Origin of the sequence: Mameliella sp. MMSF_3455 (genome assembly GCF_030733205.1) — a bacterium.
Taxonomy (GTDB): domain Bacteria; phylum Pseudomonadota; class Alphaproteobacteria; order Rhodobacterales; family Rhodobacteraceae; genus Antarctobacter.
Genome location: NZ_JASHJL010000013.1, coordinates 25,188 through 39,518, shown reverse-complemented (window position 1 = coordinate 39,518; position 14,331 = coordinate 25,188). Strand labels below are relative to the sequence as shown.

The 14,331-nt window shown below is 67.1% G+C and carries 10 protein-coding genes and 1 tRNA gene; 5 read left to right on the top strand and 6 right to left on the bottom strand.

Going from position 1 to position 14,331, the window contains the following annotated elements; all coding sequences use genetic code 11:
* The first annotated feature begins 27 nt into the window (after nucleotides 1-27).
* Nucleotides 28-495: an Lrp/AsnC family transcriptional regulator gene (locus tag RBB42_RS11605; RefSeq protein WP_305967617.1), complete on the top strand. Its 468-nt coding sequence runs from the start codon at nucleotides 28-30 to the stop codon at nucleotides 493-495.
* Nucleotides 496-602: 107 nt separating this feature from the next.
* Here the strand turns inward: RBB42_RS11605 and ppsA are convergent, their stop codons facing one another.
* Nucleotides 603-2,999 (bottom strand): phosphoenolpyruvate synthase, encoded by a 2,397-nt coding sequence (gene ppsA, locus RBB42_RS11600; RefSeq protein ID WP_305967616.1) that lies wholly within the window; start codon nucleotides 2,997-2,999, stop codon nucleotides 603-605.
* A 65-nt stretch (nucleotides 3,000-3,064) separates the two neighbouring features.
* A complete protein-coding gene (locus tag RBB42_RS11595) occupies nucleotides 3,065-5,668 on the bottom strand; it encodes a cation-translocating P-type ATPase (protein WP_306043687.1) in 2,604 nt (867 codons plus the stop codon).
* Nucleotides 5,669-5,882: 214 nt separating this feature from the next.
* On the opposite strand from RBB42_RS11595, the gene RBB42_RS11590 reads away from it, so the two are divergent.
* Nucleotides 5,883-7,592 (top strand): PHA/PHB synthase family protein, encoded by a 1,710-nt coding sequence (locus RBB42_RS11590; RefSeq protein ID WP_305967614.1) that lies wholly within the window; start codon nucleotides 5,883-5,885, stop codon nucleotides 7,590-7,592.
* 176 nt (nucleotides 7,593-7,768) lie between these two features.
* Here the strand turns inward: RBB42_RS11590 and RBB42_RS11585 are convergent, their stop codons facing one another.
* The gene (locus tag RBB42_RS11585) at nucleotides 7,769-9,304 is read right to left on the bottom strand and encodes a bifunctional aminoglycoside phosphotransferase/ATP-binding protein (RefSeq protein ID WP_305967613.1); all 1,536 of its coding nucleotides are present in this window, start codon (nucleotides 9,302-9,304) and stop codon (nucleotides 7,769-7,771) included.
* A gap of 243 nt (nucleotides 9,305-9,547) precedes the next feature.
* A tRNA-Lys gene (locus RBB42_RS11580) sits at nucleotides 9,548-9,623 on the bottom strand.
* 128 nt (nucleotides 9,624-9,751) lie between these two features.
* On the opposite strand from RBB42_RS11580, the gene dapF reads away from it, so the two are divergent.
* From dapF to RBB42_RS11565, 3 genes are read left to right on the top strand one after another with little or no spacing between them, the layout of a single operon-like run.
* Nucleotides 9,752-10,582: a diaminopimelate epimerase gene (gene dapF, locus RBB42_RS11575; RefSeq protein ID WP_305967612.1), complete on the top strand. Its 831-nt coding sequence runs from the start codon at nucleotides 9,752-9,754 to the stop codon at nucleotides 10,580-10,582.
* Nucleotides 10,579-11,832, top strand: coding sequence for a tRNA (N(6)-L-threonylcarbamoyladenosine(37)-C(2))-methylthiotransferase MtaB (gene mtaB / locus RBB42_RS11570; protein WP_305967611.1), 1,254 nt, complete (start codon nucleotides 10,579-10,581; stop codon nucleotides 11,830-11,832). Before dapF ends, mtaB begins: the two co-directional genes overlap by 4 nt.
* A gap of 3 nt (nucleotides 11,833-11,835) precedes the next feature.
* Nucleotides 11,836-12,459 (top strand): FMN-binding negative transcriptional regulator, encoded by a 624-nt coding sequence (locus RBB42_RS11565; RefSeq protein ID WP_305967610.1) that lies wholly within the window; start codon nucleotides 11,836-11,838, stop codon nucleotides 12,457-12,459.
* 202 nt (nucleotides 12,460-12,661) lie between these two features.
* Here RBB42_RS11565 and rplQ read toward each other — a convergent pair whose 3' ends face one another.
* Nucleotides 12,662-13,081 (bottom strand): 50S ribosomal protein L17, encoded by a 420-nt coding sequence (gene rplQ, locus RBB42_RS11560; protein WP_069210859.1) that lies wholly within the window; start codon nucleotides 13,079-13,081, stop codon nucleotides 12,662-12,664.
* Between the two features lie 126 nt (nucleotides 13,082-13,207).
* Entirely contained in the window at nucleotides 13,208-14,224 is a 1,017-nt protein-coding gene (locus RBB42_RS11555; RefSeq protein ID WP_305967609.1) for a DNA-directed RNA polymerase subunit alpha, read from the bottom strand.
* Nucleotides 14,225-14,331 lie beyond the last annotated feature (107 nt).

The window sequence follows — 14,331 nt, the reverse complement described above, 5'->3', positions numbered from 1 at the left end:
TCATCGAAAGGCCAACAAACGAACCATATGCCTCAACTCTCGGATCTCGACCGCCGCATCCTTGCCGTCCTGCAAAAGGACGCCTCGGGCAGCATGCAGGAACTCGCACAGGCGGTGAACAGCTCACCCGCCACCTGCTGGCGCCGCCTGCGCGCGCTCGAGGATCGCGGCGTGATCGGCCCGCCGGTGCGCCACGTCGATCCCGTCGCCGTGGGCCGTGGCATGGATGCCTTCGTGCAGGTGCGCATGAAATCGCAGGACTCCGCCGCCCGCGCCGAGTTTCAGCGCGCGATGGAGGCAGAAGCGGCCATCACCGAGGTCTACTCGATCTCCGGCGAATGGGATTACCTGCTGCACCTCGTGGTACGCGACATCGCCGACCTGGAATCGATCCTGATGCGCCGCGTGCTGGAACATGAAAACGTCGCCGGCACCGCCACGATGTTCGTCCTGCGCCGTATCAAGCAGGGCACGGAGGTTCCCCTCTCTCCCTGACACCCGGCTCCCCCGGTTAGGCAAACCGCGCCGCAAGGCGCGATCTGCGGGACGGTGGGCGGGGCGACGTCGCGGCGCAGCCGCGGCAAGCGCCGTTTACCGGCCCCTCAGCCCGCCTCCGCCTCTGCCACGTTCCGCTTCACCGCCAAAAAACTGTCCGGCGTCACCGAGATCGAGTCGATTCCCGCCTGCACCAGCAACCGCGCGAACCCCGGATCGTTCGAAGGCGCCTGCCCGCACAGCCCGATCTTGCGCCCCGCCGCGCGCGCCTTGGCAATGACCGTCTCGATCATCCACAAGACCGCCGGGTCGCGTTCGGAGAACAGCTCGGCCAGCGCCTCGGAATCCCGGTCGATCCCCAGCGTCAGCTGCGTCAGGTCGTTCGATCCGATGGAAAACCCGTCGAACCGCTCGGCAAAGCGTTCGGCCTCGATCACGTTCGAGGGGACTTCGCACATGACATAGACCTCCAGCCCGGCCTTGCCGCGCTCCAGCCCCTGCGCCGCCATGACCTCCAGCACCCGGTCGGCCTCATCCACCGTCCGGCAGAACGGGATCATGACCACAACGTTGCCGAACCCCATTCCCTCGCGCAGGTGCCGGATCGCCCGGCATTCCAGCTCGAACCCGTCGCGATAGCCGTCCGAGTAATAGCGCGAGGCGCCCCGGAAGCCGATCATCGGGTTTTCCTCCTCCGGCTCAAAGGCCCGCCCGCCCAGCAGGTCGGCATATTCGTTGGTCTTGAAATCGCTCATCCGCACGATGACCGGGCGCGGATGCCAGACAGCCGCGATCCGCGCCAGCCCCCGCGCCAGGGTCTCGACGAAATAGGCGGTGCGGTCCTCGTAGCCCCGCGTCAGCGCGTCGATCGCCGCCCGCTCGTCCTCGGACACCACCTGCTCGTACCGGGTCAGCGCCAGCGGATGCACCCGGACCTCGTTCGAAACGACGAACTCCATCCGCGCCAGTCCGACACCATCCGCCGGAAGCCGCCACCAACGCGCCGCGGTCGCGGGGTTGGCAAGGTTCAGCATCACCTGCGTGCGGGTCTCGGGGACATGGGCCAGGTCCAGTTCCGTCACCGTCACCTCGGCCCGTCCGGCATAGATCGCCCCCTCCTCGCCCTCGGCGCAGGAGACCGTCACCTGCTGCTGGTCGTGCAGGACGTGGGTCGCGTTCCCGGTGCCGACGACCGCCGGAACCCCCAGTTCCCGGCTGACGATGGCCGCATGAGAGGTACGCCCGCCATGATCGGTGACGATGGCAGCGGCGCGTTTCATCACCGGCACCCAGTCCGGGTCCGTGGTCGAGGTCACCAGCACCGCGCCGTCCACGAACCGGTCGATGTCCGCCGCGCTCTCGATGATGATGACCTCGCCGCTGGCCACCGCCCCACCGACGCTGAGCCCGGTCAACAGCTTCTCGCCATGCGTGCCCAGCGTGTAGGTCTTCATCGCGCCCGCACCGCGCCGCGATTGCACCGTCTCGGGCCGCGCCTGCACGATATACAACTGTCCGTCGATCCCGTCGCGGGCCCATTCCATGTCCATCGGACAGCCATAATGCGCCTCGATCTCGGCCGCCGCCCGGGCCAGTTCCAGGATCTCGCCATCCGACAGCACGAAACTCTCGCGCTCTGCCTTCGAGGTCGGCACGTTGCGCGTCGCCGCGCCCTCGCCCGTGCCGTAAATCATCTTGATCTCCTTCGCCCCCAGCGCCTTGTGCGTGATCGGCACAAGGTCCGGCCGGTCGAGGAAAGGCTTGTAGACCTGGTATTCGTCCGGGCTGACCGCGCCTTGCACGACGTTCTCGCCCAGCCCCCAGGCGGCGTTGATCAGCACCGTCTTGTCGAACCCGCTTTCGGTGTCGATGGAAAACATCACCCCCGACCCGGCGATGTCCGACCGCACCATTAACTGCACGCCGATGGACAGTGCCACCTCCAGGTGGTCGAAGCCGTTGATCTCTCGGTAGGTGATCGCCCGGTCGGTGAACAAAGAGGCATAGCAGCGGCGACAGGCCATCAGTAGCGCGCGCTCGCCCTCGACGTTCAGAAAGGTCTCTTGCTGGCCCGCGAAACTGGCGTCCGGCAGGTCCTCGGCCGTGGCCGAGGACCGCACGGCGACAGAGGGATTTTCCCGCCCCGTGCGGCGGCCAAGCTCGCGGTAGGCCTTTAGGATGTCGGCCTCGACCTGCGGCGGAAAGGCCCCGGTGGCCAGGGTCTCTCGGATCGCCCGGCCTGCCTGTGCCAAGGTCTTGCGCCCCGCGCCCAACGCCGCCAGTTCGTCCCGCAGCACATCCCCGAACCCGTTGGCCGCGATGAAGGCGCGATAGCTGGCCGAGGTGGTGGCAAAGCCGGGTGGCACGCGGATGCGGCTGGCATCCAGCGATTGCACCATCTCGCCCAGCGAGGCGTTCTTGCCTCCCACCAGCGCCACGTCCCCGCGCCCCAGTTGCTCGAACCAGATCAGGGTGCGTGTGTCCTCCGCGTCCGTGTCAGCCATCGGGCCCTCCTCCCCTCGGATTGTCCGAAGGGTAGAGGATGCGCGCCCGGCTTCGTTGATTCAGGTCAACGCGCTTCCGCCGGCAGGTCCCGCGCCCGCGACCGGCGGGCAAATTTCACCAGTTCCGGCACCACCAGCAGCGGCAGCGCCAAAGCCCCCAGCAGGCCCAGCTGCTCCCAGGTCAGCGGCACGGTGTGCAGCAGGTGTTGCAGCGGTGGCCAGTAGATCGCCGCGACCTGCATCGCCATCGTCACCGAAAAGGCCAGCAACAGGGGGCGATTCGAAAGATAGCCGATCCCCGACATCGGCAGGCGGAACGACCGGAAGGCAAAGACGCTGGCCTTTTCAAAGATCACGATCCCCGCGAATGCCATCGTCCGGGCCAGGTCCTCTCCCTGCCCAAGGTGGCCATAGAACAGCCAGAGGCTGACACCCCCGGTGTACAGCCCGAAACAGGCGATGATCGCCAGCCCCGGCAGATCGAGGATCGGGTGATCCGCGGGGACCGGCGGCTGGTCCATCTGGTCGGGCGCCGGTTTTTCCATGCCCAGCGCCACCGCCGTCACACCATCGGTCACAAGGTTCATCCACAGGATCTGCGTCGCCAAAAAGATCAACGGCCCTCCCAGGAACAGGTTGACCACGATGGCAATCACCTCGCCCGCGTTCGAGGACAGCAGGTAGCGCACGAAACGCTGGATATTGGAGAACTGGCGACGCCCTTCTTCGACCGCGCCGACGATGGTGGCGAAATTGTCGTCCAGCAGCACGAGGTCGCTGGCATCCTTGGCCACGTCCGTGCCCCGTTGGCCCATGGCGATGCCGATATCCGCCTGTCGCAGGGCGGGCGCGTCGTTGACCCCGTCGCCGGTCATCGCGACCAGGTTGCCGCTTTGTTGCAAGGCCCCGACCAGCCGCATCTTGTGCACCGGCGCGGTGCGGGCGAAATGCACATCGCCCTTCAGCAACGCGTGCAGGTCCGCCTCGGACAGCCGGTCAAGATCCGCGCCGGTCAACATGCGGTCCACCCGCAACCCGATCTCGCGCGCGATGGCGGCCCCTGTCGGGGCCGCGTCCCCGGTAATCATGACAACGCGGATGCCCGCGCGGCGACACAGGCTCACCGCCTGTTTCACCTCGGCGCGCGGCGGGTCGATCATGCCCACCAGCCCGAGGAAGATCAGCCCTTCTTCGCCGGCCAGCGGGTCCGCGACAGGGCGCATCGCCAACCCCAGCAGGCGCCGCCCGTTCGAGGCCATCTCTGCCGCGACCGCCTCGATCCCGGCCCGGCGTTCGGCGGTCAGAGGTTCGGGATCGCCCCCGGCCGCCTGCACCTGCGTGCAGACATCCAGAACGGATTCCGGCGCGCCCTTGACCATCTGCACCAGTCCCGCACCGCGCCGCATCACTACGCTCATGCGCTTGCGCTCGGCGTCAAAGGGGATCTCGGCCAGCCGGTCTGCCGGGGTCGGCAGGTCGGCCCAGCCCTTGTAGCCCAGCGTGACCAGCGCGCCCTCGGTCGGGTCGCCGACCATGTGCCAATCTCCATCGCGGTGACTCAACTCGGCATGGTTGCAGGACAGCCCCACGTCGATCAGTTCCGCCAGCCGGGGATCGTCCGCCGCGCGCACACGGGCACCATCCGCCGCGATATGGCCCGCCGGGTCATAGCCCGTGCCCGTGACCTCGTAGCTGCGCCCGGGCGTCCAGATCCGCGTCACCGTCATGGCGTTTTCCGTCAGCGTGCCGGTCTTGTCGGTGCAGATCACCGTCGCGGCGCCCAATGTCTCGACCGCCTGCAACCGCCGCACCAGCGACTGCCGCCGCAGCATCGCCGAAGCGCCCAGCGCCAGCGTGATCGTGACCACCGCCGGCAGCCCCTCGGGCACCATGGCCACGGCCAGGGCAATCGCGGTCAGGAACATCTCGTGCAGATCGCGCCCCGCCAACAGACCGGCGACCAGCACCAGCCCCGCCAGCCCCAGCGCCATGCCCCCCAGCAAGCGCGCCAACCGGCCCAGTTGCTCTTGCAGGTGCGTCTCGCCCAGGTCGATCGAGGCGGTCAACGCGGCGATGTTTCCGAATTCCGTATGCGATCCCGTGGCCCGCACCACGCCCTCTGCACGGCCCGCGACCACGTTCGACCCCATGAACAGAGGCACGTCCTCGCCGCCCATGTGCTTGTCCACGGGCACGGATTCCCCGGTCAGGATGCTTTCGTCCACCTTCAGCCGCATGCCAGAGGTCAGCAGCAGGTCGGCGGGCACCTTGTCGCCGCTGTCCAGGATCACCAGGTCGCCCGGCACGATCTGGCGCGTGTCGATCATCACCTGCACACCATCGCGCACCACCCGCGCCTCTGTCGCCAGCATGTTCCGCAGCGCCGCCAGCGCCGTTTCCGTGCGCCATTCCTGCACGAAGCCCAGCACCCCGTTCAGCAGCACGACCAGCACGATGGCCACCGCGTCCACCCGCTCGCCCAGCACGGCGGCGATCCCGGCGGCGACGATCAGCATCAAGATCAGCGGGCTGGTGAACTGCCGCGCCAGGATCATCCAGCGCGAGACGCGTTTCCCTTCGGCCAGTTGGTTCGGCCCGACCACGGCCAGCCGTTCTGCCGCCTGCGTGGAGGTCAGGCCAAGGACCGCCCCGCCAGTGTCCGCTGCCATGCCGCACCTCATCCGTCGTGTTCAGGGTTTCAGGATCGCGCGCGTCCCGTTCCCGCACAGCCTAGGGCATGGTGGATCCGCATGACTTGACGCACGTCAATCCACCGCGCACGGCGCCGTGCCGAAACCTTGATCCACGTCATCCGGAATTTGCAGCGCGTCGCCTAGGGTGCCCGCGACTCACCTTTCCGGCAAGCGACCGCAGGACCCAGCCATGACCGACACCGACAGCAACACGCTGGACCGCGCATTGCGCGCCACCCGCGCCCGGGCCACCGGGGGCCTTTCGCCGCATTCCGCCGCCTCGGCCTGGATGGACTGGCTGTCCCACCTGGCCGCGGCCCCCGGACGGATGACCGCGCTGACCCAGCAAGCCTCCCGCATCGCGGGCGAAACCGCGCTGGCCCTTGCCGGACGAGCAGAGGGACCGCAGCCCGCGCCCGGCGATCATCGCTTCGATCACCCGGGCTGGGCCCTGCCCCCTTTCCGCGCGATGAAGACCGCCTTCCTGGCGCAAGAGGCCTGGTGGACGGAGGCCACCGCCGAAATTCGCGGCATGCGCAAGATCAGCGCCGACAGGGTGAATTTCATGGTCCGGCAGGGGCTCGACATGGTCTCGCCCTCGAACTTTCCCCTGACCAACCCCGAGGTGGTCGAGGCCGCGCTGAAGACCGGCGGCCGCAATTTCGTCGAGGGCGCAAGGCACCTGGCCGAAGACAGCGCCCGGATGATCGCGCAACAGCCCGCCCCGCGCCCCGAGGGCTTCGACGTGGGCAAGGACCTCGCCATCACGCCCGGACAGGTGGTTTATCGCAACGACCTGTTCGAACTGATCCAGTACGCCCCGCAGACGGAAACCGTCCACGCCAAGCCGCTGCTGATCGTCCCGGCATGGATCATGAAATACTACATCCTCGACCTCAGCCCGCCGAAATCGCTCATCGCACGGCTGGTGGCGCAGGGGTTTACCGTTTTCGCCATCTCCTGGTGCAACCCCACCGCCGCGCAAAGCGACCTGTCACTGGAAGATTACCGCCGCCGTGGCGTGATGGAGGCGCTGGAGGCGGTGCAGATCATCACCCGGGCGCCCCGCGTGCACGCCTGCGGCTATTGCCTGGGCGGCACCATCCTGGCCATCGCGGCGGCGGCCATGGCGCGCGACGGCGATGACCGGCTGGCCTCGATCACGCTGCTGGCCGGGCAGACCGATTTCTCCGAGGCGGGCGAACTGATGCTCTTCGTCGACGAAAGCCAGATCGCCTTCCTCGAGGACATGATGTGGGACAAGGGCTATCTGGATGCGCCGCAGATGGCCGGCGCCTTCCAGATCCTGCGCGCCCGCGACCTGGTCTGGAGCCGCCTGTTGCGCCGCTACCTGCTGGGGGAAGAGGACGCCATGTTCGATCTGGCGGCCTGGAACATGGACGCCACGCGGATGCCCTACCGGATGCACTCGGAATACCTGCGCGGGCTGTTCCTTGAAAACCGCCTGACCGCCGGACGCTTTTCGGTCGAGGGACGGGTGATCGCGCTCAAGGATGTTTCCGCCCCCTTCTTCGTGCTGGGCACGGAAAAGGACCACATCGCGCCATGGCGTTCGGTCTACAAGACGGCGCTGTTCACCGATGGCGACCTGACCTTTGTCCTGACCTCGGGCGGGCACAACGGCGGTGTGCTCAGCGTGCCGGGGCAGCCCCATCGACATTTCCGTCGCGGCCACCGTCCGCCCGGCCGCAAGTACATGGATCCGGACACCTGGCTGACCCGCCATGACCCCGAGGACGGTTCGTGGTGGCCGGTCTGGTTCGACTGGCTGCGGACAAAAAGCGGCGGCGACAGGGGCGCCCCGCCGCCGATGGGTCGGGCAGAGGCCGGGTTGCCGCCGCTGATGGCCGCGCCGGGCAGCTACGTCTTGCAGACATGAGGGCATCGTCGCATCGTCAAGGCACCGAACCGGAGGGTTTGCCATGAACGTCATGCTGGGGCACAGGTCACGGCCGGCGCCGTGATGCTCACCCCTGGCGTGGCGCAGGCCGTCCACCCGCAGCCGCAGGCGCCCGCCCGGGCTTTCGTGCTGGATCCGGATGCCGCCGGGCCGGTTCATGCACCCCGATCCCCGAGCACACTCCGGCAAGCTGCCAGCACCGTTTCCGCCCCGGCCGAGGCATCCACCCGCGTCCAGTCGATACGGCCTGCGTCCCTGTCCATCTGTGCGCGGACAACCCCGGCATCCGCGTCCGAGGCATCGCCCCGGCGGTCCGACACGCGGGCAACCAGCCTGCCGGCCTCCGCCTCCAGCCAAAGCCCGGTAAAGCCCACGCCCAGGTCACCGGCGATGCGCGCCATCGCCGCGCGTTCGTCCGGGTTCAGAAAGACCGCATCCGCGATCACCGTCTGTCCCGCCTGCAGAACCTCGCGCGCCAGCGCCCTTATCCGGTCATAGACCGCCGCGCTGACCTCCGGCCTATAGCCGCGTGCATCCAGCGGCGTCAGGGGATCGACCCCGCTCAGCGCCTTGCGGATCATGTCGCTGCGCAGGTGGACCGCGCCCGGAGCCGCCCCCAGGTCCGGTGCCAGCCCGCGCGTCACCGTGGTCTTGCCCGTGCCGGACAGCCCACCCAAGGCCACCAGCCTCGGCGCCACCGGCTCCAGCACGGCGATGGCATCGTCAAGGTAGCGCCGAGCCTCCTGCAGCAGGGGCGCACCGTCACCCCGGGCCCGCGCGGTCTGGACCGCCACCATCGCGCTGATGCCCGCGCGCACCGCCTGGAACAACGGCAGCGCGGCCAGCCCGCGATAGTGATCATTGGTCTCCGCCGCGAAAAGATAGCGGTTCAGCACCGCGTTCGCGGCCCATGCAAGCCCCCGGTGGCGCAGGTCCATCAGCAGGAAGGCCAGATCGTACAGCACGTCGCAGGTGCCCAGGTCCTCGCTGAATTCCAGCGCGTCGAAGGGCACTGGCCGGCCCTCGATCAGGACGATGTTGCGCAGGTGCAGGTCGCCGTGGCAGCGTCGGACGTGGCCCGCCTCGGCCCGGCTGTCCAACACCGCCCCCTGCCGCACCAGCCTCGCCCTTGCCCGGTCCAGAAAGCGCGCGGTCCGCTCGGCTGGCAACGCGTCAGCCATGCCCGCGAATTCGCGCCCCAGCTCATCCAGGATGTCCCCGATCCGCCGCGCACCATCCGGCGCGGCCCTTGCCGGGGCCTCTGCGTGATACTGCGCGATGCAGGCGCCCAGGGTCTCGGCCAGCGGCCGGTCCAGCGCACCGCGCCCTGCCACCTTGTCCAGCTGGTCCGCGTCCGGAAACCGCCACATCCGCAGCGCCCATTCCACCACCTCGCCCTCGCCATCCAGCGCCAGCGCACCGTCCGCCCCTCGCGTCACCGCCACCATGTCGCGATAGATCATCGGCGCCGCGGGCGCGTTCAGTTCCAGCTCTCGCCGCAAAGCCGCCGCGCGCAGTTCCGACGTCGAGTAATCGAGGTAGTCGTAGCGCACCGCCCGCTTGATCTTGAGCGCCGTGTCGCCGCCGAGAAAGACATAGGCCCCATGCGTCCTAACCACGTCCACCTCCACGGCCCCGGCGTAAAGCGCGGGGCGCTGCAGAAAGGCCACGACCTCTTCCTGATCCGCCATTCCGTCCGACGCTCCTGTCCCAGGGCCTGATCCCTGCCCCGTCATCCCACGTCCGGCAATCTGGCCCCTTGATCGGCATCAAGGACCGCGCGGCGCCTGCCCGATCGCATGGGAAATGGACGCCCTCCGCCGCGGATATGTGCAACCCGGCAGAACCCGGCGATCAAGGTCGGGAAGAAGGCGGACAGCAGGCCCCCAAAACGAACAAGGGCTTGGCCATCTCTGGCCAAGCCCTTGATTCAGTGGTGAGCCGTGTAGGATTCGAACCTACGACCCACTGATTAAAAGTCAGTTGCTCTACCAACTGAGCTAACGGCCCACTGTGGCGGCCTAACTATGAATATGCCCGGTCGGGGTCAAGCCAAAAAATCAGGAATCTTGCAGGCTTTTTCTCATCGCTCGCCGCGACACTGGAAACCGCCCTGCGACAGGCGTATATCGCGCGCCATGACACAGGACGCGCGCGCACTGCCCTTCATGAAAATGCACGGGCTTGGCAATGACTTCGTGGTGATCGACTCGCGGCAGCGTGAGGCGACGCTGACCGCTGCGCGAATCGCGGCCATCGCCGACCGCCACAGGGGCGTGGGATTCGACCAGCTGGCCGTCATCACGCAGAACGGCAACCAGCCGCACCTGACCTTCTACAACTCCGACGGCTCTACCTCGGCGGCCTGCGGCAATGCCACCCGCTGCATCGCCCGTCACCTGATGGACCAGACCGGAGAGACCCGCCTGAACCTCACCACCGATCGCGGCACGCTCGAGGCCGTGGATGCAGGCAACGGGCTGACCTCTGTCAACATGGGAGCGCCGCAGCTGGACTGGGCCGAGATCCCGCTGGCCGAGGAAATGGACACGCTGGAGCTGCCGATCGAGGGCGGACCGACCGCCACCGGCATGGGCAACCCGCATTGCACCTTCTTCGTCGAGGACGCCGAGGCCGTCGCGCTGGACACCTTCGGCCCACGCTACGAACACCACCCGCTGTACCCGCAGCGCACCAACGTGCAGGTGGCCAGCCTGCTGGGCGAAAACCACCTGCGGATGCGGGTCTGGGAACGCGGCGTGGGCGTGACCCTGGCCTCCGGTTCGTCCTCCTGCGCCACGGCCGTGGCCGCCGCGCGGCGCGGCCTGACCGGGCGCAGCGTGCGAATCGATCTCGACGGCGGCACGCTTCAGGTCGACTGGCGCGACGACGGCGTCTGGATGACCGGCGGCACCGCCCATGTCTTTGACGGGCAGTTCACCGCCCAATGGCTGGACGCGAACCCATGAGTGCCCCCAAGTTCACCACCCTCGGCTGCCGCCTGAACGCCTACGAGACCGAGGCGATGAAGGATCTCGCCGAGGCGGCCGGCGTCGATGACGCCGTGGTGGTCAACACCTGCGCCGTCACCCAGGAGGCCGTGCGCAAGGCGCGTCAGGAAATCCGGCGCCTGCGCCGCGAGAACCCGGACGCCCGCGTCATCGTCACCGGCTGCGCCGCCCAGATCGACCCCGACAGCTTTGCCGCCATGGAAGAGGTCGATGCCGTCATCGGCAACACCGAGAAGATGGCCCCCGATACATGGAAGGGCCTCGCCGGGGATTTCATCGGCGAGACGGAAAAGGTGCAGGTCAACGACATCATGTCGGTGACCGAAACCGCCGGCCACCTGATCGACGGTTTCGGCACGCGTAGCCGCGCCTATATCCAGGTGCAGAACGGCTGCGATCACCGCTGTACCTTCTGCATCATCCCCTATGGCCGGGGGAACTCGCGCTCTGTCCCCGCCGGTGTCGTGGTGGATCAGATCAAGCGCCTCGTGGATCAGGGTTATAACGAGGTGGTGCTGACCGGGGTCGACCTGACCTCCTGGGGGGCCGACCTGCCCGGGGAACCGCGCCTGGGCGATCTGGTCATGCGCATCCTGCGGCTGACCGATGTGCCGCGCCTGCGTATCTCCTCGATCGATTCGATCGAGGCGGATGACAACCTGATGCTGGCGATCGCCTCCGAGCCAAGGCTGATGCCGCACCTGCACCTGTCCCTGCAACACGGCGACGATCTGATCCTCAAGCGGATGAAACGCCGCCACCTGCGCGACGATGCCATCCGTTTCTGCGAAGAGGCGCGCCGCCTCCGCCCCGAGATGACCTTTGGCGCCGACATCATCGCCGGTTTCCCGACCGAGACCGAGGCTCATTTCGAGAACTCGCTCAGGCTGGTCTCCGACTGCGACCTGACCTGGCTGCACGTCTTCCCCTACTCGGCCCGCCCCGGCACCCCCGCCGCACGCATTCCGCAGCAGATCAACGGCAGTGTCATCAAAAGGCGCGCCGCACGCCTGCGCGCCGCCGGAGAGGCACAGGTGCAGACGCACCTCGCGGCCCAGACCGGGCGCGACCACGCGGTTCTGATGGAGGCGCCGGACATGGGCCGCACCGAACAGTTCACCGAGGTGCGTTTTGCCGCCCCGCAGCCCGTCGGCCAGATCGTTCAGGCGCGGATCACCGGCGTAGATGGCCAGCAACTGACGGCCTGACCCATGCACCCCAATCCGACCTTCCGGCAGTCCGACCGCGCCACCGCGTTGGCGCTGGTGCGCGCCCGGTCCTTCGGGGTGCTCACGCTCTCGACCGAGGCCGCGCCGCTGCTGTCGCATGTGCCCTTCCTGCTGTCTGAGAGCGGCACAGAGGCCGACCTGCACCTGGTGCGGTCCAACCCCATCGCGCGGGCCTGTGCGGCACCACGGCCCGTCACGCTGGCCGTGAGCGGCCCGGATGGATATGTCTCGCCCGACTGGTACGGGATCGAGGACCAGGTGCCGACCTGGAACTACACCGCCGTCCACCTGATCGGGACCCTGCACCCGCGCCCGGTCTCGGAACTGGAGCCGCTCTTGGCGGCACAGAGCGCCGCCTTCGAAGCGCGCATTGGCGACAAGCAACCCTGGACGATGGACAAGATGACCGCCGAGACAAAGGCCCGTTTTCTGCGGATGATCCTGCCGTTCCGGCTGGAGATCAAAGAGGTCCAGAGCACCTTCAAGCTGGGTCAGAACAAACCGGAAGAGGTCCGGCGTGCCGCCGCCGACAAGCTGACCGATGGCTTCGGAAACGAGTTGCAGGCCTTGGCCCGTGACATGCGGACCCCGCCCGCGGCAAAGTGATCCCCCGGTCGCTCGGTCCTCATGGATTTGAGAAATCGAAATCGGTTAACTGCGGTAAACCGGATCTTGCCCGTTTGTACAAAATGCTGGAATCGACGTACGTTTCGTACGTTTTGTACAAAACTCCCGGGCGCCCTTCCGGCATGAAAAAGGCCCCGCCGTCACCGACAGGGCCTTCGCTATTCTCGGGTCGAAGAGAGGATTACTCTTCGTCGGCCTCGGCCATTGCCACGCGCGCCTTGTCGGCTGCGCCCTTGGCGTCCACGTCGCGGTCAACCAGCTCGATGATGGCCATCGGGGCCATGTCACCGTAACGGAAACCTGCTTTCAGAACACGGGTATAGCCGCCGTTGCGCTCGGCGTAGCGCGGGCCGAGGATTTCGAACAGCTTGGCGACGTCCTTGTCTTCCTTCAGCTGCGCGCGGGCCTGGCGACGGGCGTGCAGGTCACCACGCTTGCCCAGGGTGATCAGCTTGTCCATGACGCGCTTGAGTTCCTTGGCCTTGGGCAGGGTGGTCTTGATCTGCTCATGCTCGATGAGCGAGCCGGCCATGTTCGCCCACAGCGCCTTGCGGTGCTCGTGGGTGCGGTTCAGGCGGCGGTAACCTTTTGCGTGACGCATTGTTTTTACTCCGATTTTTGCCCTCTACGGGCGGTTTTGCTTTGTCCGGCCGGCGATGCGTGTCACCGGCTCTCCTTGGGGCGGATGCCCGGCAGGATGGGTGCTGCCACCCATCCTACGATTGGTTCAGAACGAGTCTTCCAGCTTCTTGGCCAGGTCCTCGATGTTGTCCGGCGGCCAGTCCTCGACGTCCATGCCCAGGTGCAGACCCATGCCCGACAGCACTTCCTTGATTTCGTTCAAGGACTTGCGGCCAAAGTTCGGGGTGCGCAGCATCTCGGCTTCGGTCTTCTGGATCAGGTCGCCGATGTAGACGATGTTGTCGTTCTTCAGGCAGTTCGCCGACCGCACCGACAGTTCCAGCTCGTCGACCTTCTTGAGAAGCAGCGGGTTGAATTCCAGCCCGTCGTCCTCGTCCTGGCGACCCGCCGACTCCGGCTCCTCGAAGTTGACGAAGATCGACAGCTGGTCCTGCAGGATGCGCGCGGCAAAGGCCACCGCGTCCTCGGGAGTGATCGAGCCGTCGGTTTCGATCTTCATCGTCAGCTTGTCATAGTCCAGCACCTGGCCCTCACGGGTGGGCTGCACGTCATAGGCGACCTTCTTGACCGGCGAATAGATCGCGTCGATCGGGATCAGGCCGATGGGTGCGTCCTCGGGCTTGTTCTTGTCCGCGCTGACGTAGCCCTTGCCGGTGTTCACGGTAAACTCCATGTACACCTCGGCGCCTTCATCGACGTGGCAGATCACGTGCTCGCGATTCAGGATCTCGATGCCCGCGCTTTCGGCGATATCGCCGGCGGTCACGACGCCCGGGCCCTTGCCGGTCACGGACAGGCGCTTGGGGCCTTCGACTTCCATGCGCAGCGACACACCCTTGAGGTTCAGGATGATGTCGGTGACGTCTTCACGCACACCGGCCACGCTGGAGAATTCGTGCAGCACGTTATCGATCTGCACGCTGGTGATTGCGGCGCCCTGAAGCGACGACAGCAGTACACGGCGCAGGGCGTTGCCCAGCGTAAGACCAAATCCGCGCTCCAGCGGTTCGGCCACGACGGTGGCCATGCGCGACGGATCGGCGCCCGGCTTGATCTCAAGCTGCGTCGGCTTGATCAGTTCAGCCCAGTTCTTGTGGATCATGCAGTTCCCTCCATACCTGCCAGCGCCCCATGTCCGAAGGCACCGACGCCCGAGGTTTCAAAACGACGGCGCGAGGCCGGGCAAAAAGGCCCGGCCCCGCGAAAAAC